Below are 22,227 nucleotides of genomic sequence, written 5' to 3'. Positions count from 1 at the left end.
GTTGTTAACCGCTTTTTTATTTTATTCTTCCTCGAATTCTACTCAAAGAAATCGGAGATATACCAAGATAAGAAGCTATCTGTTTTAAGGGAACCCGTTGAAATAAAGCTTTATCGTGTTCCATCAAATGGAGATATCGATTTTCTGGGGTTAACACCAAAATATCAATCAATTGCTTTTGTGTTTTAATCGCATTGAGTTCTGTAAACTGTCTCGCCCAATTACAAATTTCAATAGACTTATAGAAAAGTTGCTTCATCTCCACTAAATCAATTTGATAAAGTATGGTATCCTCTAATAATTCAAAACATTCATAACTTGGTGATTGATAAAAATACCCCAATGAAGTACTCAAAATGTCTTTTTCTCGAGCGAATTCAAACGTTATTTCCTTGTCTTCTGTCGTAACAAAAATACGGACAATTCCCTTTTTAATGAGATAGGCGTGCTTAACTCCTTCTTTATCCTCTAATAAACGATATCCTTTAGGTAAAACAATAGAAGTTAGCGTTTGCTCAATCAGCTCAACACTTGCATCACTTAATACTTCTTCTAAAGGTAAATCAGCTCTATTAAAGGACAACATTTTTATTTGTATTCCATCACAACTTCACGTTCTCCTGTCGATTCATCAAGTTTTTCTTCAACTACGACAAATCCTTGTTTTTTATAAAAGGCAATCGAATCGGTATTTTTAGCATACACACCTAACCCCAACGTAGATCGTTGTTGTTTGATGAACTGCATCAACTCCTTCCCTATTCCCTTTCCTTGTGCACTTGGAGCAACGAATATGGCTGCGATATAATTATCTACCAAAGATACAAAACCCAACAGCTGTTTCTCTTTTTCATAGACATAAGTTTCGCTATTGGGAATGTAAACATGCTCCATATCTTCTTTTTTAGCTTGCCAATAGCTTGCTTCAATAAAGTCATGAGCAATGATAGATGCTTCATACCACAGCTCTACCACAGCTCTACCGTCTTCTGTTTTATATAATCGTATCATGTTTATTTTTTATGCAACAAAAGTAAAAAAGGGAATTCAGATTATACTTTACTTAAGTTAAGAAGGAATTTAACAATTTTTGAGATTGTTTTTTCGTTTTTCTGTTGTTTGTTTTTTTGTCGACGTTTTCGATTAAAGAACAATTTAGCTACTCAGAAGAGTTCAACTGTTAACCTTTAGATTTGATTTTTTGATTTTTCGCAAGTTGATTTTTCGCCAGATTATCGATTAAAGAAAATATACTCTTATTTCAACAAAAATAAACTTCTCTTCTTTCTTCTTTATCTCATTAGATTTATATTTTATATTGGTATTCGATGAATCTTGCTACGCTGCGATTTCTTCTTTCCAATAAAAAAGGAAGCAATAAGCTTCCTTTTTTATTAGTTCAAGACTTTTACGCCTTTTAGAAAAATCCATTTCACACAGATTTTATCTCCTTCATCCGTTTTAAAAACTTTAAATTGTGGAGCGAAAACAGTTGCTACAATAGCACTAACAATCGGCAACCATATTCCTGATAAATCAGTAAAATACATCAACCCTGTTCGCGCTAAAAGAAACAGCACCGCAAAACTCACAAATTGAAACAGTATTGTTTTAGTTCCTACACTCATCGTTTTTTTAATTTTCGTTCATATATTTTCCTTTTTTACTTCCTTCGTACAGCTCGTATTTTGCTAAACGAGCCTCCAATTTACCATTAAATAGTTTAATTTTTCTCGAAGGGCGTAAACCTACATATTTCAATGCTTCAATATTAGCTGTAATAAACCAAGCATCAGTTCCAGGATAACCTTGCTTCAAGGTATCTCCAATTTCGCGGTAAAAACGCTCTAGGTTGATATCCAAACGCTCACCATATGGAGGGTTAAATACCATATGTAAAGGTCCTTCTACTTCTTTAGACGTATCAAAAAAGTTTAAATTTTCAATCTTGATATATTCTTCAAGGTTGGCATTTCTCACGTTATCTTGCGCTTTCATCACTGCAGAAGGTGCTTTGTCATACCCCTGAATCGTATAGTGAAATTCACGCACGCGTTTTAGCAATGAATTTTGAATAACTTCAAATAAATCAGCATCCCAATCGTTCCAACGCTCAAAAGCAAATTCTTTTCGGTTGATATTTGCAGGGATATTACAAGCAATCATCGCTGCTTCAATCAAAAGCGTCCCCGAACCACACATCGGATCCATGAAATGACTTCTACCATCCCATCCTGACAACAACAACATTCCCGCGGCTAATACTTCGTTAATTGGCGCTATATTTGTTGCTGTTTTATATCCTCTTTGATGCAAAGAAGCACCTGAAGAGTCTAGTGAAACTGTACATAAATCGCGCTGAATATGTACGTTAATACGCAAATCTGGAAAGTCCTTATCTACATTTGGACGCTTGTCAAACTTATCTCTAAACTGATCGACAATTGCGTCTTTTGCTTTTAAAGAAACGAATAAACTGTTGTTGAATTGATCAGAAAATACGGTTGAATCAATCACAAACGATTGATGTGCACCTAAATATTTGCTCCAATCAATACTTTGAATTCCTTTATAAAGATTGCTTTCATTGTAAACAGCAAATTGTTTAATTGGAACCAAAATTTTCAAGGCTGTACGCAAAGCTAAATTTGCTTTGTACAAAAATCCTTTATCACCTTCAAAACTCACCATACGAGTTCCTTCTTTCACTTTTGTTGCTCCTAAAAGCTGTAGTTCTTTCGCCAAAACCTCCTCTAAACCGAAAAGAGTCTTAGCTACCATTTTAAAATTTTCCATTTTTTTATATCGCTATAAGGAATAATTGTATTCGTTATCTAGATGTGCAAAAATAAAGTAAATTTGCAAGCTAATAAAAGATTTAAATTAAAACTATGTCTGAACAAAAGAAAGCTTGGTATGCATCGTGGTTTGACACCCCTTATTATCACATTTTATATAAGGATAGAGATTATGATGAAGCACAACTTTTTATCGATAACCTTACCCATTACTTAAACTTAGCCGAAGATTCTAAAGTATTAGATTTAGCTTGTGGCAAAGGTCGTCATGCCATTTACCTCAACAGTTTAGGTTATGATGTGGTGGGTGCAGATTTATCAGCCAATAGTATTGAGGTTGCTAAAGCTGCGGAAAACGACACCTTACACTTCGAGGTACACGATATGCGTGAGCCTTTAGAAAAAAAATACGATGCTGTTTTTAACTTATTCACGAGTTTTGGTTATTTTAGTAATCCAGAAGATAACATCAATGCACTAAAAGCCATGCACAATAGCTTATCTGATTATGGATTAGCGGTAATTGATTTTATGAATGTCAATAAAGTTATTGCTAATTTAGTTCCTTCAGAAATTAAAGTTGTTGAGGGCATTGAATTTCATATTGAGCGCAAAGTAGAAGATGGATATATCATTAAAAATATTCGCTTCCAAGCAGATGGAGAGGATCACGCCTATTCAGAGCGCGTTAAGGCCTTTACATTAGCTGATTTTGAAGCTATGATGAATGAAAATGACATTTACTTACTTGATGTTTTTGGCGATTATAAATTAAGAAAATTCTATCCAAACGAATCTGATCGATTAATCATGATTTTTAAATAAGCCAATGGCGTATATCGTACCTTTATTAGCTGTAATTATTGGATATTTAATTGCACTACTCCTTCAACCGAAAAACAAAAAACACCTCAAATTACTGATGGCGTTTAGTGGCTCTTTTCTATTAACTTTAACTGTCACTCATTTGTTACCTGATGTATATCAAGCAGCTATGGGAGATCTTGTTACAGGAGGTGGACACTTACATGATCACGATCACGATCACGGTGGTGCAGCAAGAATTGGTTTTTTCATCATGGCGGGTATTGTCTTTCAGATTATCCTAGAATATTTTTCTAAAGGTGCTGAACATGGACACGTTCATGGACATGAAAAACTAGATCGCATCCCTTGGTTGCTGTTTATTAGTTTATGTATCCACGCTTTATTTGAAGGAATGCCTATCAGCCAACACAGTGAATTGGCCTTGGGAATTGGAATTCATCATTTGCCTATTGCCATTATTCTTACGGCTTTCTTTATTAATGCCCAGATGAATAAAAAGATGGTTTTTGTCTTTATGATGTTGTTTTCCATTATGACTCCCTTAGGTACTTTAATTTCAAGTAATGTCCCTATTTTAAACACGTACTATGCAGAAATATCGGCAATTGTAGTTGGAATTCTATTCCATATCTCCTCAACCATTATTTTTGAAAGTAACGAAGATCACAAATTCAATATCAATAAATTAATAGCGATATTACTTGGTGTAATTGCCGCATACTTTATATAAAAAGTCGGAAGGTTTCTTCCGACTTTTTAATTTTACCTTGATTTATTCCCACTTATTTGCAAAACCAATCTTAAGAATATAAATCGTTTGGTTTGTTTTTAGTATTTTTGGTGCAATTACTATTCGTTAGACTTATTTCTTTATGAAAAAAATAATGGTTATCGCCTCTTTTCTATGTTTTGCTACGGTTGCATTCGTAGCTTGTGAGAAAGATGATATATGCGGCAAGGAAGAACCGACAACTCCGAATTATAAAATTCAATTCTTCAACTATGAGGATCAAGAAGTTGCCAAAAACGGTTTGGTGGAAGCCTATGCAATAGGAGTTCAAGACACAATACGCAGTATGGGAAATACCTTATCCCTTCCTCTTCGTCTAGACCAACAACAAACGGATTGGGTTCTTCAAATTAAGGAAACGAAAGGAAAAGAAACCCTAATCATTCGCGATACCTTAACTTTAAAATACAGAATAAATACGTCCTATTTGAATAAAGCATGTGGTTACGTATCTACTTTTTCTTTACTTCAAGATGGTAGTTCTCCTCTTTTAAATGGACAAGCCAATACAACCAAAGGTAATTGGATCAAGCTCTACACAACGGAAACAAACGAAATAGATAACAATTTAGAAAGCAAAGACGATGAAAAGCAAGCTCATTTTAAAGTATATTACTAGTAGCGTGATTTTGTTGTTTTCTATTGTTATCAATGCACAAGAAAAGAGCAAAGAACCCGTAAAAAATACAGATAAAAACGCTCATATGGCCGTTCAAGAGCCACCAAAATACCCTCAACGTTATGGTTTACGTCTAGGTGCGGATTTGTTCCGAATTACGCGCTCTATGTACGATAAAACCTATAATGGTTTTGAGGTTGTTGGAGATTACCGATTAACTAAGAAGTTATTTGCTGTTGCGGAATTAGGACATGATAAAATAAATAAAACAGAGAGTACGTACGGTTATACCACCAATGGAACCTATTTGCGTATTGGAGTAGATTATAATCTTCACGAAAATTGGCTAGATCGCGAAGATCAAATATACGTAGGTGCTCGATATGGTTTTTCTACTTTTTCTCAAACCTTAGATTGGTATAAACCTTATACGACCAACCCTTATTTTGAAAATCCCGCTATCCCCGTAAATAAAAAATACAGTGGTTTATCTGCTCATTGGGTAGAATTTGTAGCTGGAGTAAAAACGAGAGTATTCAACAATGTCTTTATGGGATTTAGCCTTCGCTTGACGGGTTTAATTACTCAAAAACAACCCGATGATTTTGAAAATTTATTCATCCCTGGTTATAATCGAAAATATAGTGGAGCCATTGGAGTTGGTTTTAATTACACCGTCAGTTATTTCATTCCACTTTATAAATCAAATAAAAAAGCCTTTACTATTCCTGAAAAAGACACCCAATACGACTTAGAAGGAAACAAAATGGAAGCTGAAGATTTAAAACTTATCAATGAAAATAAGCAGAAAACATCAGAAAAATTATAAAAAAAAAGCCTCGTGTATATAACGAGGCTTTTTTTATGAATTTGTATCGTTTATTTTTCATTCTTCTGAAAAAACAAACTGTTGACTTAACTTTTAAAGATTAAGAGCCCTTGCTATTGTAGTTCTTTACCAATTGCTTCAAAAAGGCCCATTGCTTTAAGGTTGTTTTTGCTTCCAAGGCTGGATACCCCAAAACGGTTTTTCCTGCCTCTACATCGCCTGTAACTCCTGATCCCGCACCTACAACAACTCCATCCCCTAAAGTAACGTGATCTTTAATCGATGCACTACCTCCAATAACAACGAAATTACCCAAGGTTACAGAACCCGCTAATCCACTATTTCCTGCCATAATACAGCATTTTCCCAAAACAGAATTATGCCCAATTTGAACTAAATTATCTATTTTACAGCCATCGCCTATGATTGTAGCACTAAATTTACCTCGATCTACGCAAGAATTTGCTCCTATCTCAACGTGATTACCAATCTCAACATGACCAATTTGAGGAATTTTTACTAATCCTTTTTCTGAAGGACAAAAACCAAATCCATCTGCTCCTAACACAGCATTGGGATGAATAATACAATGATGCCCAATTTGAGTACGTTCTCGAACTACAACACCTGACCATAACACCGTATTATCTCCAATAACGGAATGATCTAGAATTGTAACATTGGGATAAACAACAACATTTTTTCCTAGCACAACATGCTCTCCTACATAACATCCCGCTCCTATTTGCGTGCCTTCTCCCACTTGAGCAGTTGCATCAACACTCGCTTTAGGGTGAATTCCCTCCTTGACATGAGGTAACTTAGGGGCAAAAAAAGCAAGCAACTGAGACATCGCTAAATCTACATTATCCACCTTAATAAACGCTCGATCTTCTCCAGGAACAATAGAAATATCACGATTAACAATGGCAATACTCGCTTTGGAATTCGCCCATAAACGCTCGTATTTTTTATTCCCAATAAAGGAAATCTGACCATCTTCTGCTTTGTCTAATTGTTCTGCAGCGTGAATTTTTTTCACAGTTGTTCCTATTATGCTTCCATTTAAAATACCATTTATTTCGTCTAAGGAGTACGTTTTCATAATAACATTTAGTTTCTTGGTTTGTACCAAAGAAAACGAAATTTTATTAATCATATTGCAACAAAATGTTATTTTATTTCAAAATAATAAACAATAATAGGTTTTTATTTGAAAAATGAACAAAAACCAACAAAAATAAAAAATCATAAATATTTGATTTTATTAAAAATTACAAGATTTTATTCCATTTTTTAACACATTGTATTCGATACTATTTTTATTTTTCTACTTTTCATACTTTTGCTTCTTCCCTACCAATTTCTTTATACGTTTCTAACTTTTTTTCTTTTTTACCGTCAAAAAGATAGTAATCACTATTACTTCCTATGTATTTTCAAACCTTTTGTGTATCTTATACTACCACAAAAAACCACAAAACATGAAAAATTTATTTAAAAGCATTGGAAACTTCATTGCGGAAGAGAATTTTAGTGCTTTACACGATTTACAAGTAGAGAAACCCATCTATTTTAATTGGGTAACGGAGATATTTGAAGGAATACACGTTAAGGAAACTCCAGATAAAACCGCCCTTCTCTGGACAGATGGAACCAAGACAGAGCATTATACCTTTCAAACACTTTACCATCGATACAATCAACTTTTGAATTTTTTGCGCAAAAAGGGAATCCAACAACAAGATGTTATTCTTACGCAAATGATGTTACAACGCATCAATTGGGTTACGCATTTGGCTGCGATTAAAGGAGGATATCGCTTATCTCCTGCGGCAAGTATTCTTGGAGTAAATGATTTAAAATACCGATTTGAAAAAATTCAACCCAAAGTAATTATAGCAGATGCCGATAATGTAGAAAAAATTGATGAGGCTGAAAAAGCTGCGAATATCCATATTCCGATTAAAATTATTATTGATGGCCAACGTCAAGGATGGTATCCATTATCTGTACTAGATGAGCAAGATACAGAAGCTGATGCAGCAATTACCAAACCCGATGATAATCTCTTTTTATTTTTTACTTCTGGCACCACAGGTATGCCCAAAATTGTATGCCATACGCAATTAAGTTATCCTATTGGCAACCTAACTACCACAGCCTGGATTGGGCTAAAGAAAGAAGATATTCACTACAATATTTCTCAACCGGGATGGGCTAAGTTTGCGTGGAGCAGTTTATTTGCTCCTTGGAATGTAGGCGCAACCATTTTTGCTTTTCACACAAAAGAGCGTTTCAACGCTACAAAAACACTACAACTAATTGAAAAACATAAAATTACAACGCTTTGTGCTCCACCAACAGTATTGCGTTTCTTTATTCAAGAGGATTTAGCTTCTTATCGCTTCAGTTTACGACAATGTGTAGCTGCTGGTGAACCCTTAAATCCAGAAATTATCGAAGAATGGCATGAGGCTACGGGGCTTTATATACGCGATGGTTTTGGACAAACTGAAAGTACGTGTATGGTGGCTAACTATCCCAATGCTACACTCAAATATGGGTCTATGGGAAAACCTACTTTTTTATATGATATTGTCATTGCAGATGATGAAGGAAGAGAACTGGCAAATAACGAAGAAGGGAATATTTGTGTCAAAACAGATACAGGCAAAATCAATGGAATTTTCAAAGAATATATGTACGACAAAGAACGTCAAAAACAGGTATTCAAGAATGGAGTTTATTTTACTGGAGATAAAGCGTATAAAGACACAGACGGTTATATTTGGTTTATTGGACGCGATGATGATGTAATCAAAGCTTCGGATTACCGCATTGGTCCTTTTGAAGTAGAAAGTGTTTTATTGGAACATCCTATGGTTATTGAATCGGCTGTGGTTGCAAGTCCGCATGAGGTCAAGGGATTCGAAGTAAAAGCTTTTGTCATCCTGAAAGATATCCAACTAGCTAATGCATCCCTTGCAGATGAATTATTTCAATTTTCTCGTCAACATCTCGCTCCTTACAAGATGCCACGAAGAATTGAATTTGTAACGGAACTGCCCAAAACCATCAGCGGTAAAATCAAACGCGTAGAACTTCGTGCACTTCAGGCAGAACGCTTAGCCAAAAAAATGGAAGTACCCATGGAATTTATTTATAAATAGAGAGAAGAGAGGAGAAAGAGGAGAAGAGTAGAGTTTTTCAGTAAAAGATATTTTCATTAATGTTTTTTTGCGTTTTTGTACACTTTCGTTCTTGAAAAAAGACAACCTTATTTAGGGACGTTCACTACGTTGTGATTTCCTTTTTAGGCTTTTAGGCTTTTTCGCTTCTTTGTAGGGATTCGCAATATTTAGAAATATTTCACTTCTTTCTTCTTTCTTCTTTCTTCTTTCCCTCATTAGGTTTACATTTTATAAGTATTCGATGAATCTTGCTACGCTGCGATTTCCTTTTTAGGCTTTTTTGCTTTTTCGCTTTTTTGTAGGGATTCGCAATATTTAGGAATATTTCACTGCTTTCCTCTTTCTTCTTTCCCTCATTAGGGTTACATTTTAAAAGTATTCGATGAATCTTGCTACGTTGTGATTTCCTTTTTAGGCTTTTTCGCTTCTTTGTAGGGATTCGCAATATTTAGAAATATTTCACTGCTTTCCTCTTTCTTCTTTCCCTCATTAGGGTTACATTTTATAAGTATTCGATGAATCTTGCTACGTTGCGATTTCCTTTTTATGCTTTTTTGTTTTTTGCTTCTTTGTAGAGATTCGCAATATTTAGAAATATTTCACTTCTTTCTTCTTTCTTCTTTCTTCTTTCTTCTTTCTTCTTTCCCTCATTAGGGTTACATTTTATAAGTATTCGATGAATCTTGCTACGCTGTGATTTCCTCTTTCCATTATTTATCGTAACTTTCTGCTACAAAAAAATGTTGTTATGCTGTCAGAAAGTTACGCTTCTTTTGCTCGTGAGTTAGGCCAATTCCTTCCACCTTCACAAATTATTACAGATCCCATTCAGACCCTTGCTTATGGAACAGATGCGAGTTTTTATCGCTTAACACCTAAAATTGTAGTAGAAGTCAAGAACGAAGCAGAAGCTGTTCAGGTCATCGCTTTGGCACATCAACAACAATTACCTATTACCTATCGCGCAGGAGGAACGAGTTTATCAGGACAAGCGATAACAGATTCTATCTTATTGGTAGCCACACATCACTGGAAAGAGTATAGCATTAAAGACAACGGTTTACGCGCTACTTTTCAACCGGGAATAATTGGAGGAAGAGCAAATATTTTACTTGCACCTTATGGCCGAAAAATAGGACCTGATCCTGGGTCTATTAATGCGGCTATGATTGGTGGAATTGCCGCAAACAACGCCAGTGGCATGTGTTGCGGTACCGCTCAAAACTCATACAATACCCTAGCGGATATTCGCCTTGTTTTTTACGATGGTACAATCCTAGATACTGCAGATATCGTTAGTAGACAACAATTTGAGGTTAAACACCCTGAAATTCTTGCTGAAATTAGCGCTATTCACAACGAGATACAACAAGATATTACCTTGTATGAGCGAATCAAACGCAAGTACAAAATTAAGAATACGACTGGTTATAGTTTAAATGCCTTTATTGATTATCAAGATCCGTTTGATATCCTCAAACACTTGATGATTGGTTCTGAAGGAACGCTTGCTTTTATTTCAGCCATTACCTATAACACTGTAATTAATTACCAAAAAAAGGCCTGTACCTTGATGGTTTTTGATTCCATTAGAACCGCTTGTCAGGCTGTTCCTCATTTGAAAGCGAGTCCTGTTGCTGCGGTTGAACTATTAGACCGAAACAGTATTCGCTCCATTGAAGAGGAACCTCAAGCACCTACCTATTTTAAAACACTTCCTGAATCTGCTTGTTTATTACTTGTAGAAGTACAAGCCAACAATCAGGAGGAATTAATACAAAAACAAGAAGAAGTACAACAAGCCATGGCTTCACTTTCCACCTTAGCTCCTTTTGTTTTTACTTCTGATCCTAAAGAATATGCCTTCAATTGGAAGGCTCGAAATGGTTTATTGCCAACTACAGGAGCACTTCGAGCTACGGGAACTACTTGCATCATTGAGGATGTTGCCTTTCCTTTGGATCAATTAGCAGAAGCGAGTTTGGCCTTACAACAATTATTTGCCAAATACCAGTATAACGATGCTGTTTTATTTGGACATGCCTTAGAAGGAAATCTACACTTGGTTTTTTCCCAAGACTTTAGTACAGCTACTTCGATTCAACGCTATGCCGATTTAATGGATGAACTCGTTGAATTGGTTGTACATCAATTTGATGGTTCACTTAAGGCAGAACACGGAACTGGACGCAATATGGCTCCTTTTGTAGAAAGAGAATGGGGTAAACAAGCCTATGCTTTGATGTTGCGAATTAAGCAGATATTCGATCCCCATCAGGTTATCAATCCTGGGGTAATGATTAATGCCAATTCACATATCCATTTAGAAAATTTAAAAACCACACCTGCTACCCACCCTATCATAGACAAATGTATTGAATGTGGGTTTTGTGAATCGCATTGTGTTTCAGAAGGATTAACTTTATCACCACGTCAGCGTATTGTAATCGGAAGAGAAATTGCGCGTTTAACACAAACAGGTGAAAATCCAATATTACTAGAACAACTTCGTCAGCAAGCGCAATACTATGTCGATGATACTTGTGCGACAGACGGTTTATGTGCGATTGCCTGTCCGGTTAAGATTGATACAGGTAAATATGTCAAAAGCTGGAGATCGGATCATTTAACGGCTAAAAATCACCAAGATGCTCTTTATTTTGTTGATCATTTAGATCGGGTGACTCAATTGGGGCGTTATAGCTTAAAATTTGTTCGTCTCTTTCAAAATACCTTAGGAGATCGCACTATGTTGCGTCTTTCTACTCAAATGAGAAAATGGAGCAATAATCGAATTCCTCAGTGGAATCCCGCCATGCCAACAGGCACAAAAACAACAATCAAACCAGCTGTTCTAGTTCAAAATACAGTGCGAAAAGTAGTGTATTTTCCTTCTTGTATTAATCGTACTATGGGAAAATCAAAAGATTATCCCTCTCAAGATTTAGATCTCAAAGATCTAACGGTATTGTTATTAGAACGTGCTGGGTATGAGGTTATTTATCCAGAAGAGATAGCTAATTTATGTTGTGGTATGCCTTTTAGCAGCAAGGGATTTCAAGAAGAAGGATTACAAAAATCGACAGCCTTAGAAAAAGCATTATTAACGGCATCAGAACAAGGCAAATACCCAATTTTATTTGATATGAGTCCGTGTTATTACACCTACCACGACCATCATGCTAAAAGTGATTTTCAGTTTTATGATCCAATTGAATTTATATTGGATTTCGTTCTCCCAGACTTACCTATTACTCATCCTCGAGAAGAAGTGACTATTTTTCCCGTTTGTTCTGTCAAAAAACTAGGTTTAGAAGAAAAATTAATAGATATCGCAAAGCGATGTGCAAAAAAAATAAACTACATTGAGAGTAACTGTTGTGGTTTTGCGGGGGATCGAGGTTTTACTGTCCCAGAATTAAATCAACATGGAACCAAAGCAATTGCACAACAGATACCCTCGTCTTGCTCTGATGGTTTTTCTACCAGTCGCACTTGTGAGATTGGGTTAACTGCACATAGCAACCAAAGCTTCAAGTCTATTTTTTATTTAATTGAAGAAGTAACAAGATAGAATTTTACTTTACTACATAAAATTGTTTACAAAAAAAGGCATCTAATTGAGTTTAGATGCCTTTTTACTTATTCCTACTTACAACTCTATATTGTAAAGTTTCATTTTATTATATAGTGTTTTTCTGTCAATGCCTAATAATTGCGCGGCTTTGGTTTTATTGAATTTCACTTTTTCCAGAGCTGTGCGTATAGCTTGTTCTTCATTGCGAGAAGAAAACAATTTCAAATCTCTTTCTTCTTCATTTGGACTGTCTGAAACAAGGGGTTTAGGAGCGAACATTTCATCTGGTAATACCTCTTTTTCGATATAATCTCCTTTCGTTAACAGAACCGAACGCTTAATAATATTTTTCATTTCACGCAAGTTCCCTGGCCAATCATAAGTCAAGAAAATACGCTCTACTTCACCAGAAAATCCTTTTACATTCTTTTCTAGTTCTTGATTGGAATGTTTTAAGAAGTGTTTCGCAAACGAAAGTACATCACTTCCTCTATCTGTTAATCGAGGAGCAACAATACCAAATTCGTTTAAGCGGTGATACAAATCTTCTCTAAACTCTCCTTCTCTTACTGCCTTTGGCAAATCTTCATTTGTTGCAGCAATCACTCGAATATCCACGTCAATTTCTGTACTGCTGCCTACGGGTTTTACTTTTCTTTCCTGAAGAGCGCGCAACAATTGTATTTGCACTTCATAGGATAAGTTTCCTACTTCATCTAAAAAGATAGTTCCTCCGTTAGCTGCTTCAAAATGCCCTATTTTATCTGTAACAGCACCGGTAAAAGATCCTTTAATATGTCCAAAAAACTCACTAGAAGCTAAATCTTTGGGAATAGCACCACAATCTACAGCGATATAAGGTTTTTTACTTCGTTTACTTAATAAGTGTATAGAATGTGCTATATTCTCTTTCCCTGTACCACTATCTCCAATAATTAATACGGACATATTGGTTGGAGCTACTAATTCGATATACTCTTGTAATTGGGAAGATACTTTACTATCTCCTTTTACATATTCTTCTAATACGGCCTCTTCTGTGGTTAATTCTATTGAGATTGATTTTGACGTTTCGTGTTTAACCTTTTCATCTCCTTTGTTTTTCTTATCTAAAGCTTGTTTTATAGTCAAAACAATTTCATCGGGATTAATGGGTTTAGCCACATAATCAAAGGCACCTAATTTCATAGCATTCACTGCTGTTTTGATTTCGGTATACCCTGTCATTAAAATAACTTGGGAAGTGATACACTTTTCCTTGATGTATTTCAGCAGTTCAATTCCATCGCTATCAGGGAGTCTAACATCAGTCAACACAATATCATAACAACTCTCGTCTATTGCTTTTTTTGCATCTAAGGAATTAAAAGCGTTCATAACAACAAAACCTTTTTTGGTTAAAAAGGCTTTCAACATTTCGCAAAATGGTACATCATCGTCTATAACAAGAACTTTATGACTCATATTTTATCCGTCTTTATTTAGGGCTAAAGACAAATTTAATATATTTATTTTGGAGAAACCAACAAGTGGTAAAACTTTAACCTCCTATAACAGTAAAAGGGAGCCTAAGCTCCCTATTTACCTGAAGATTTCTCTTCTTCACCTTACTAACGATCTAACCTATTACCTCGTTTGGTAATAAAATTTCTTTAAAACAAACACTTAATTTTCTTTTTCTAGCAATTTAAGTTGATTACTCAACTCATTTGTTTTTTTGTATAACACCTTACGCTATAGTATATAGAAAAAAGCGTGCCAAAAATACAAACTTGCCTTCAAATTAAATAATTAATTATTTATCAATCACTTAAGATCTATTATTATTTTTATTTATCTGCAACACAGTCAATTCTCCTGTCACAAAATGGGTACATATTCCCCAAATACTAGAATGGATACCCAATTGCGAGGTTAAACATCAAGTTGTCTTTTCTCCATTTTCCGCTTCCAAAGTTGATATCTTTCACTACCCAGCGCTCGCCTGGTTCATTATACGGTACGCGAAGTGGAAAGGCAAAATCGAAACGAACCACCAAAAAGGTAATATCAAATCGAAGTCCAGCTCCTGCTCCCAAGGCTATTTCCTTATAAAAATCACCCGATATCTTTCCTCCTGGTCTATCCGATACTTCATTTAAATTCCAGATATTTCCACCATCAATAAATAGTGCTCCATGAATAATACTCACTAATTTTTTGCGGTACTCAAAATTGAATTCCAACAGCATATCCCCTGATTGATCAGGGATAAATTTAGCTTCAAATGAATTAGGGTCGAAATTACCTGGTCCTAAGGTTCTAGCTCTAAAGGCTCGTATACTGTTAGATCCTCCAACATAAAATTGTTTGGTATAAGGTAAATTCTTAGAATTTCCATAAGCATATCCTATTCCTGCGTGAAGACGGCTCACCAATTGTGAAGTTTTACTCAACTTCAAATAATGTCTAAAATCGTGTTCTGTTTTAACATACTGACTAAAAGGTACACCTAAAATTGTTTTTTCCTTATCCTTATCTACATCAGCTCCCATGAGTAATCCCGTAATATTTCCTGAAAAGTCCAATCCTCCTCGATAATAAAAAGTATTTCTCTTGTGTTGATTCATTGTATTCGTATAGGTATACGTATATGTTGGTCCGAAAATCAATTGCTTGTCTAAAACCCTTTCCAACGATGGATTACCAGCTGCTGTTTCTCGGTATAAATCGGTTACATTCTGTGGTGTTACATAATTTACTTCTAAAGCATTCAATTGATGTTCTTTTCGAACATTCTCTTTCCAAAGATATCCCCAGGATCCTTTAAAAGAAGTTAAAGAATACAATTGACTGCGTTCTAAATACTCTCCTCCAATCGTTGCTTTGGTACGCGGGATATAACCACTTGAGGAATGAAAGTTCCCTGGTGCGATCAATCTAGGCCAAGTCAAACTTGCTTCTAATCCTCCTTTATATACATTGTAACCCTTGTTTTTAGAAGACATTTGAAAATCAGCCCCTCCATAAGCAGAAACAGAAAACAATTCGGCTCCTTTCAAGAAATTTTTATGGCTCCAATTTACATTCAACTCTGCTCCACTATAACTTGCTGAGTTTGTTTTTCCCAATAACTCTAAGCGAATTGATTTTGGATTATCTGGCGTTAGGAAATAGTAAACGTCTAATTTATTATTAACGGTATCTGCCAATTCAAACTGATTCTTTACATATTTAAAAACACCGAGATTCACTAAGCGATTCAGCGATAAATTGTGGTCATTTCTATTGTAGAGTTCCCCTTCTTCCAAATAGACAGTGCGATCGTAAATACTGGGTTTAAATTTATTTTTAGGATCGATAATTTCAAACCCTTTATAGGATTCAGCCGTTTTAATATCGCGTTTGATATCTGTTTCTGCTAGAGAATAATCTGAAAAAATATACACTTTATTAATTGTATAAGCTTTCGTAGCCAATACGGGAGTATCTTCTTTTACTTTTACAAATAGGTTCACTTTGTGATTACCTACTGTACTATCTACTTGTACCAATAAATTATTTGGACTAAAATAGAAATAGCCTTTATTTTTCACATAATTATCAAAGCGAACGCGTTCCTCTTTAATTTGATCCAGATTATAAGGTCTGTCTTTTCTCAATCTTGTCCATCGTTTTCCTGCATCGTAAATCGCTTGTTGCAGGGGGGTAGAATCGTTCAAAAAGGTCACCTCATTAATAATAAACTGAGCACCGGGATCGATAGTATATTGCGCGGCTTTTTTCTTTTCCTTTATTTTTAGTGTATCTGCCTGTATGCGAACATTAAAATAGCCATCATTTTCCATTCTATTAGCTAAAATGGCTTTATTGTGCTCTAAATCTACTTGACTAAAGAGCACTGGAGGTTCACCTAGAGAAGTGCGCATCCATCGTCTTATTTTGTTAGTTTTAGCAGGATCTCCTCCTAAATTGTAAAAAAACAATTTGGGGCGAAACCCCAAAAAAGAGCTATTGGGTTCTGGCCGTAAAAGAGATTCCAACGACTCTTCGATTTCCTTCTTCTTTGACTTTGTCAATTCCGTTCCTTCAATATCCACAATCCCCTTGGCATAGAGTGCTTCTCCCTCTGGAATGTATTTAGTGGAACTACATGAGCTGATAAAGAATCCTGCAATTCCTGTTAGGGTCAATAATAGGACACTATTCTTCTTTTTTAGCTTCATCTCTTATTTGTTTTTTCAATTGTCTTTTGTCTTTAGAACGCTCAAATAACTCTCTAAAATGCTCATAACTCATTGTAATAATAAAACCAACTCCCGTTTCGACGACTTGTCCTTGAAGTGCTACTTCATACTGATTTTTTCGATAAACTCGCATCAAATAACGACCATCTTTAGATAAAGCATATTCGAGTTCAATATCTCCTGCAATATTAGTTGCTTGTTCATTTTGTCGTTGATTTCCTTCAACTTCAAAGCTACTTCCCACCGTTACTTTCAAACGATCAGAGAACAATCGTTTCGATACTGCCACATTCAAGTCTGTTCTATTTTCTCTAGAACCCGAAGAGAAGTCTTCCGTTGATTCTAAATTAAAATTCAACTCAACTCCTTGAATCAAATTACTAGCAAGGTTATTCAATTGATCCGATAGCAATCGATTCACACTTTGACGCGCCATCGTACCTGCACTTAGTCCCCCCATGCTACTTTCAAAAGGATTATCGCCTATAAAATGGTTTAGAAGCAACAAGGCAAATACTTGTTTATTTAGTTCCGATTCATTTGCTCGAATCTGTTCTAACCTTGATTTTGTATTGGAAATTACATCTCCAGACGCACTTGTTACTCCATCTTTCAATCGAATATCAAATGAAATCTCAGGTTTTAACAACTCTCCTTTCATCATTAACAGTGCTTGAAAAGGCAGTTGCTGTTTGTACATATTCTGTTGTGTAGGAGAAAGTGCTGCCAATTGATTTTGCAATAAGTCGATTGGAGCTGTTTTTGTTTCGTATATAGCGGTTAAATTCAGGATAGCATCTGTAGGATCTCCCGCAAAAGTGATTGAACTTCCTTTTTCTACTAAAAACTTGCGCTTCATAAAATTGAAAGATAGATCATAGGATCCCTCTGAAAACTCATAGCGTCCAGTAAGAGACACCTTCCCTGACGGATCAATTCCTCCAACAATATCTCCCTCACCTTTCAGCACCACCTTATCACCACTACTCTTGTCCATAATCATGGTAAAAGTTGCTTCTTTATCAACAATAATCGATACAGAAACATCCATTCCTTTTAAGGTTGATTGATTAAAATCGTTTTGGTATTTCAACAATTCTGCTTGTCTAAGACTCTCTTCATCAATAAATTCAACTATACCTTCTCGATCTGCAATAGATGGATCTTCTTGTGGCATAACCATTGTAAAATCAGTCTTTTTACCTATACTAATTTGTCCACTTACTTTTGGTGTATTTAAATCGCCTCGAATTTTGAGATTCGAGTCAAAAAGCAGCGTTCCATAATACATATCATTGTCTTTGACTGTGGAATTGACTGCTTTAAAATCAACCGCTTTAATATCAAGATTAAATTTAAAATCGGTATACGTTTGTGTAAGGATTTGTCCATCAATCACCAATAAATTACCATCGGAATCAGTCACACTAAATTTATCTAATTCAATACCGCGCGCTGTAAATGCTATTTTTTCATTAATATCTTTAAAATCTGCATTAATTGGATTAACATGCAGACCTATAGAATTAAAATCCAATCCTCCTAAAATAGTTGGTTTATCGTATTTTCCTCCTATATTCAATTCGCCTGAAAGGTACCCCTGCGTATCACTTAAGTTACCCATACTAAAATACTCTATGGCAGCCATTTGAAATTTATCTAATGCCAATTTCAAATCTAACGTTTGTTGATCTACATCCGTGACACCAAATAATCTGATTCTATTTTCTTTTCCTTCTAAAACGATATCAGCAGCATACTGACTAAGCGATTGATTAGAAACGCCAATATGGAGGTTTCCTAAACCTATTTCATAAACTGCTAGATTAGCAATGTCAATATCAGAAATGAATCGGAAATCGGCAGATAAATCTTTGAGGTGAATTTCTCCATTAATAGTTCCTTCGGCCAATAATTTATCTTTTTGAATCATTTTAGTAATTTCTTCAATACTAAAATTCACAAAGTTCACTGCCAAAGGACTGTTCATTTTTTCTTCTTCCGAGGCCAAGCGAATCAAACTATTTTGATAGCCTAATTCAAAATCTTTCGCATAAAGTCCTTTTTCGCCTAAGACAATTTTGTTATTGGGATTCACGGTCCAAGGAATATAGTCTAAGATAAAACCACCTTCTTTCATACTCAACTGTTGTTGCTTTTCTTCTGAAAGAAGTTCTGCTCCAATCAAGTAACAGATTTTATCTTGTTTGTCTAAAAGTTTAAAGTTAACATCGAGTTTGTTCTCTTGTGCAAAACCGTCCAATACCATCCGTTTAATACTGTAAGATGCATTGGAAATACTTTTAATACCCAATTTATAATCCAAAGCAGCCCCTTTCGGCTGAACATCTAATGTAATAGCTTCTATGGTTATATCCCCATATTCCAAAGCAGGGACTTCCCCTTTTATCGTGAGGAAATCGTCTTTTTGTCTATAGACTCCTCCCAATAAAATGGGTTGTATTTCCTTTAATTCTGGTACTATTTTTTGAAAAATAGGATCATTTTTAACTTGTAATTGATAGGTAAAATATTGTTGTTTTTCAACTCGTTGTTCATTTACCTTCGCTGTTTCTTTCTCTTTTTTATCTTCAGTACTAATTTTATAATACTTGCTAATTGTCTGTGTTATTGCATCACCTAGCTGTGTCAAGAGGTAATCTCCTTCCATCTCAAAATCTAGTACTTGAGAAGTTAAACTCATCTTGCGATAAGAAGCCTCTGCCTCTGCTAGGAATTGAATGGGTTGTAATTTAAACGATCGACTTAGAGCATTAAAGCTTAAATCACTAATGATAGCGGTTCCTACTAAGCTATCGGGCATAATATTCGGCATATCAACCTCAATACGACCAGATACTATAGAGGGTTCTGCATTCAAACGCAATTGATACAAGTCAATCTTCTTTAAATCAGCGAGTAATTGTAGACTCAATGCTTGATTAGTCCAGGTACCAGTAGCATTTAAATCGAAATCCAAATTTGGATCAGCATTGTGAGTAATAACAGCATACTGTCCATTGGATAGATGTCCATCTAACTGAATATCTTTATAAGTATATCCATTATATTCCGCTTTATCCAATTTAATTAAGGCATTTGCCTGTGCCATCGTAGGTTCAAAACTAACACCATCTACTTTCGCCTGTAAACTTATAATTCCTATGGAGTCATTTTTAATCAAACGCCCTAAGTTCAATTTATCAATCGTCAGATTTGCTTGATACTTTTCTTTGTTCTTTATACGTTGATTGAAAGACCCGTCAAAGTCGATGGTTCCTAAGCTTGTTTTTAATTTAAATGTACTTGCTATATCTTGTTGCGTTCCTTTGGCTTTACCTGTAAAACTAATTAAAGCGGGAATTTCAATATTATCAGGCAAAGTTTTAGGAGGGGCAATCAAACGAATATCTTTGGCCGTAGTTTGAAAATCTTTAATTGTAAAATCAATATACGCTTTAGCTACATCAGGTAAATTTCTCACTTTTCCTGCCGCATTTAAAAAGGTAGAGCCCAACATACTCACATAGATTTTTTCAATATTTAAATCATTAACCAATCCTTTGGCGACCAATTCTAATTTGATTTTTTCTTGGCTTAATTTTGTCAATCCATTGGCTTTAAAAACATCAGGCATCAATAGATAGGCATCTTTCAAGCCTAAATGAGAATTTGAAATAACGAGATCCGTTGAAAGTTGTCCTAAGTTATCTTTTAATTGATCTAAACTACTGTAATTAAAAACAGCCGTTGTATTAAACTGCGTATTGGGTGTTTCTACACTTAGATTTTTAACAAAAGAGGCTTGTTGTCCGTATTGAAAATACGCTTTTACGTTGTCTAAGTTAAAACCACTTTGCTCTTTAAAGGAGAATTGTTGCAAATTTCCATTCAGTCCAGCATCCGTATATTGAAAGTCTTTTAAACTGAAGTTTAAAGCCTCAATACCAATGTGATTTACATCTAAGCCTTCTGGTATTTTCTTGTGATTATCATCGTCGTATTTCGCATTAAAATCTTGAATCCCTAGATTTCGAATAGCGAGGTTCCATCCTATGTTTGTTTGGTCTTCATTGGGTAGACTATCTGATTTTACAACAGGAGTAGCATTGGTTTGAGGATTTTCCTTTCCAGCTAAAAAACGAACCTTAGCTACTGTTTTATTTAGCGTAATATCCTCAATGTCTACTTGTTGTTTTTCAATATTTAACTTATTCAATGACAGTTTAAAATCATCTAAAGACAAGAACGCCTGAATATAATCTTCTACACTTTGGTAGTCAATTTTAGTTTGTTTCAATTCAACTACTCCAATATTCAGATCAATTGGTTTAGCAGGAGTTATTTCTTCTTCAATAGGTTCTTCTTGTGTGGATAAGACTGATTCTCGTTCTCCAAATTGTTTTTCCTTGTAGTATACTAAATCTAAACCATCCGAAGAAATTACAGGTAAAGAGAATCGCATTTGATCGAGATCAAAATCTCTGAAGCGCGTCACAAACTGATTGAGTTTCAGCTTGACATGATGTCCATCATATTGATCATCAAACTTCAACGCGATATTACTTAAATTAATTTGCCCTACTGAAACACTCATGGAAGAAGGTGTATCTTCTTTTTCCTCTTCGGAAGCAAAAGCGTCTACAATATAATCGAAATTAAAACGCTGTAGGGTATCTCTGTGAACATGAGCCGTTAATCCGTCCAAGTCAATTGCATTGACATTTACTTGGCTATTCAACAATCCCCATAACCCAATATCTACCCCCAAGTGATTCACATACACCAAGGTGTCTTTTTCTTGAGATTCAAGATATAATCCTTTAACTACTATCTTTTTAGGAAAAGAAATGGCAATCCGATCCAATTGAACAGGAGTTCCTATTTTATTTTCAACAAAAGTGATGGCTTTGTCCTTTATTGCATTTTGAATAGAAGGTATCTGCACTAATACAATTAAAAGTATCAGTAAAACGAGAATTGAAAACACAATCCAACCCACTATTTTACCTATTTTAACAAGTAGTTTCTTCAAAGTCTTTTATTTTTACTCAAAAATAACAAAAACATCTAGCATTTGAAGGCACAAATAATTAATATTTCACAAATAGTGCTATTTTCAACTCCTATTAGCGCGAAAAAAACAAAATTTTTTATCTCGTAAAAAGTTTAACATCGAGATCTTTATTTTTTTCTTTTCAGGTTCTACAACATCTAGGTTATTTTTTTGCAAAAGAAAAACAAAAAAACTCACTTCTTTCTCTTTTTTTCACCTCTTTTTCGTTTAATAAAATAGCGCCATTAGGGAAATAATATTTCAAAAAATCAAAAAAATAAAAAAATCATATCGCTTTTTTTAGAAGATA

General features: G+C 35.0%; 14 protein-coding genes. 6 read left to right on the top strand and 8 right to left on the bottom strand.

Annotated features, from left to right (window positions below):
• Positions 1–16: 16 nt before the first annotated feature.
• From HX004_RS08135 to HX004_RS08120, 4 genes are all read right to left on the bottom strand, one after another.
• Positions 17–586: a Crp/Fnr family transcriptional regulator gene (locus HX004_RS08135; RefSeq protein WP_286441960.1), complete on the bottom strand. Its 570-nt coding sequence runs from the start codon at positions 584–586 to the stop codon at positions 17–19.
• A 2-nt stretch (positions 587–588) separates the two neighbouring features.
• On the bottom strand, positions 589–1,011 hold the full coding sequence (locus tag HX004_RS08130) for an N-acetyltransferase (protein ID WP_286441959.1): 423 nt from the start codon (positions 1,009–1,011) through the stop codon (positions 589–591).
• A 383-nt stretch (positions 1,012–1,394) separates the two neighbouring features.
• Complete coding sequence (locus HX004_RS08125; RefSeq protein ID WP_286441957.1) at positions 1,395–1,628, bottom strand: hypothetical protein; 234 nt, start codon at positions 1,626–1,628, stop codon at positions 1,395–1,397.
• 7 nt (positions 1,629–1,635) lie between these two features.
• Positions 1,636–2,796 (bottom strand): THUMP domain-containing class I SAM-dependent RNA methyltransferase, encoded by a 1,161-nt coding sequence (locus HX004_RS08120; protein WP_286441956.1) that lies wholly within the window; start codon positions 2,794–2,796, stop codon positions 1,636–1,638.
• Between the two features lie 95 nt (positions 2,797–2,891).
• Between HX004_RS08120 and HX004_RS08115 the strand changes: the two genes are divergently transcribed.
• From HX004_RS08115 to HX004_RS08100, 4 genes are all read left to right on the top strand, one after another.
• Positions 2,892–3,623 carry a class I SAM-dependent methyltransferase gene (locus HX004_RS08115; RefSeq protein ID WP_286441955.1) on the top strand — a complete coding sequence of 244 codons (732 nt, stop codon included), beginning with the start codon at positions 2,892–2,894 and terminating at the stop codon, positions 3,621–3,623.
• Positions 3,624–3,627: 4 nt separating this feature from the next.
• Positions 3,628–4,356, top strand: a complete 729-nt coding sequence (locus HX004_RS08110) for a ZIP family metal transporter (RefSeq protein WP_286441954.1) — start codon at positions 3,628–3,630, stop codon at positions 4,354–4,356.
• Positions 4,357–4,498: 142 nt separating this feature from the next.
• Positions 4,499–5,035: a DUF6452 family protein gene (locus HX004_RS08105; protein WP_286441953.1), complete on the top strand. Its 537-nt coding sequence runs from the start codon at positions 4,499–4,501 to the stop codon at positions 5,033–5,035.
• Positions 5,001–5,864, top strand: a complete 864-nt coding sequence (locus tag HX004_RS08100; RefSeq protein ID WP_286441952.1) for a DUF6048 family protein — start codon at positions 5,001–5,003, stop codon at positions 5,862–5,864. Before HX004_RS08105 ends, HX004_RS08100 begins: the two co-directional genes overlap by 35 nt.
• A gap of 100 nt (positions 5,865–5,964) precedes the next feature.
• Here the strand turns inward: HX004_RS08100 and lpxD are convergent, their stop codons facing one another.
• On the bottom strand, positions 5,965–6,969 hold the full coding sequence (gene lpxD / locus HX004_RS08095; RefSeq protein ID WP_286441951.1) for a UDP-3-O-(3-hydroxymyristoyl)glucosamine N-acyltransferase: 1,005 nt from the start codon (positions 6,967–6,969) through the stop codon (positions 5,965–5,967).
• A gap of 379 nt (positions 6,970–7,348) precedes the next feature.
• Between lpxD and HX004_RS08090 the strand changes: the two genes are divergently transcribed.
• Positions 7,349–9,037 (top strand): acetate--CoA ligase, encoded by a 1,689-nt coding sequence (locus tag HX004_RS08090; protein WP_286441950.1) that lies wholly within the window; start codon positions 7,349–7,351, stop codon positions 9,035–9,037.
• A gap of 769 nt (positions 9,038–9,806) precedes the next feature.
• The gene (locus HX004_RS08085) at positions 9,807–12,632 is read left to right on the top strand and encodes an FAD-binding and (Fe-S)-binding domain-containing protein (protein ID WP_286441949.1); all 2,826 of its coding nucleotides are present in this window, start codon (positions 9,807–9,809) and stop codon (positions 12,630–12,632) included.
• A gap of 78 nt (positions 12,633–12,710) precedes the next feature.
• Here the strand turns inward: HX004_RS08085 and HX004_RS08080 are convergent, their stop codons facing one another.
• The 3 genes from HX004_RS08080 to HX004_RS08070 all read right to left on the bottom strand — a co-directional run bounded on the left by HX004_RS08080 (position 12,711) and on the right by HX004_RS08070 (position 21,896).
• Entirely contained in the window at positions 12,711–14,099 is a 1,389-nt protein-coding gene (locus HX004_RS08080) for a sigma-54-dependent transcriptional regulator (RefSeq protein WP_286441948.1), read from the bottom strand.
• A 425-nt stretch (positions 14,100–14,524) separates the two neighbouring features.
• Positions 14,525–16,840 carry a translocation and assembly module lipoprotein TamL gene (gene tamL / locus HX004_RS08075; protein WP_286441946.1) on the bottom strand — a complete coding sequence of 772 codons (2,316 nt, stop codon included), beginning with the start codon at positions 16,838–16,840 and terminating at the stop codon, positions 14,525–14,527.
• On the bottom strand, positions 16,818–21,896 hold the full coding sequence (locus HX004_RS08070; RefSeq protein ID WP_286441945.1) for a translocation/assembly module TamB: 5,079 nt from the start codon (positions 21,894–21,896) through the stop codon (positions 16,818–16,820). Before HX004_RS08070 ends, tamL begins: the two co-directional genes overlap by 23 nt.
• Positions 21,897–22,227 lie beyond the last annotated feature (331 nt).

Origin of the sequence: Myroides sp. 1354, assembly GCF_030324495.1 — a bacterium.
GTDB lineage: Bacteria > Bacteroidota > Bacteroidia > Flavobacteriales > Flavobacteriaceae > Flavobacterium.
The sequence above is the reverse complement of the archived record's forward strand: the minus strand, read 5'-3'. Positions and strand labels throughout refer to the sequence as shown.

Excerpts from the sequence above, each read along its gene's own strand:
- HX004_RS08135 (WP_286441960.1), bottom strand. The coding sequence starts at position 586 with ATGTTGTCCTTTAATAGAGCTGATTTACCTTTAGAAGAAGTATTAAGT.
- HX004_RS08130 (WP_286441959.1), bottom strand. The coding sequence starts at position 1,011 with ATGATACGATTATATAAAACAGAAGACGGTAGAGCTGTGGTAGAGCTG.
- HX004_RS08125 (WP_286441957.1), bottom strand. The coding sequence starts at position 1,628 with ATGAGTGTAGGAACTAAAACAATACTGTTTCAATTTGTGAGTTTTGCG.
- HX004_RS08120 (WP_286441956.1), bottom strand. The coding sequence starts at position 2,796 with ATGGAAAATTTTAAAATGGTAGCTAAGACTCTTTTCGGTTTAGAGGAG.
- HX004_RS08115 (WP_286441955.1), top strand. The coding sequence starts at position 2,892 with ATGTCTGAACAAAAGAAAGCTTGGTATGCATCGTGGTTTGACACCCCT.
- HX004_RS08110 (WP_286441954.1), top strand. The coding sequence starts at position 3,628 with ATGGCGTATATCGTACCTTTATTAGCTGTAATTATTGGATATTTAATT.
- HX004_RS08105 (WP_286441953.1), top strand. The coding sequence starts at position 4,499 with ATGAAAAAAATAATGGTTATCGCCTCTTTTCTATGTTTTGCTACGGTT.
- HX004_RS08100 (WP_286441952.1), top strand. The coding sequence starts at position 5,001 with ATGAAAAGCAAGCTCATTTTAAAGTATATTACTAGTAGCGTGATTTTG.
- lpxD (WP_286441951.1), bottom strand. The coding sequence starts at position 6,969 with ATGAAAACGTACTCCTTAGACGAAATAAATGGTATTTTAAATGGAAGC.
- HX004_RS08090 (WP_286441950.1), top strand. The coding sequence starts at position 7,349 with ATGAAAAATTTATTTAAAAGCATTGGAAACTTCATTGCGGAAGAGAAT.
- HX004_RS08085 (WP_286441949.1), top strand. The coding sequence starts at position 9,807 with ATGCTGTCAGAAAGTTACGCTTCTTTTGCTCGTGAGTTAGGCCAATTC.
- HX004_RS08080 (WP_286441948.1), bottom strand. The coding sequence starts at position 14,099 with ATGAGTCATAAAGTTCTTGTTATAGACGATGATGTACCATTTTGCGAA.
- tamL (WP_286441946.1), bottom strand. The coding sequence starts at position 16,840 with ATGAAGCTAAAAAAGAAGAATAGTGTCCTATTATTGACCCTAACAGGA.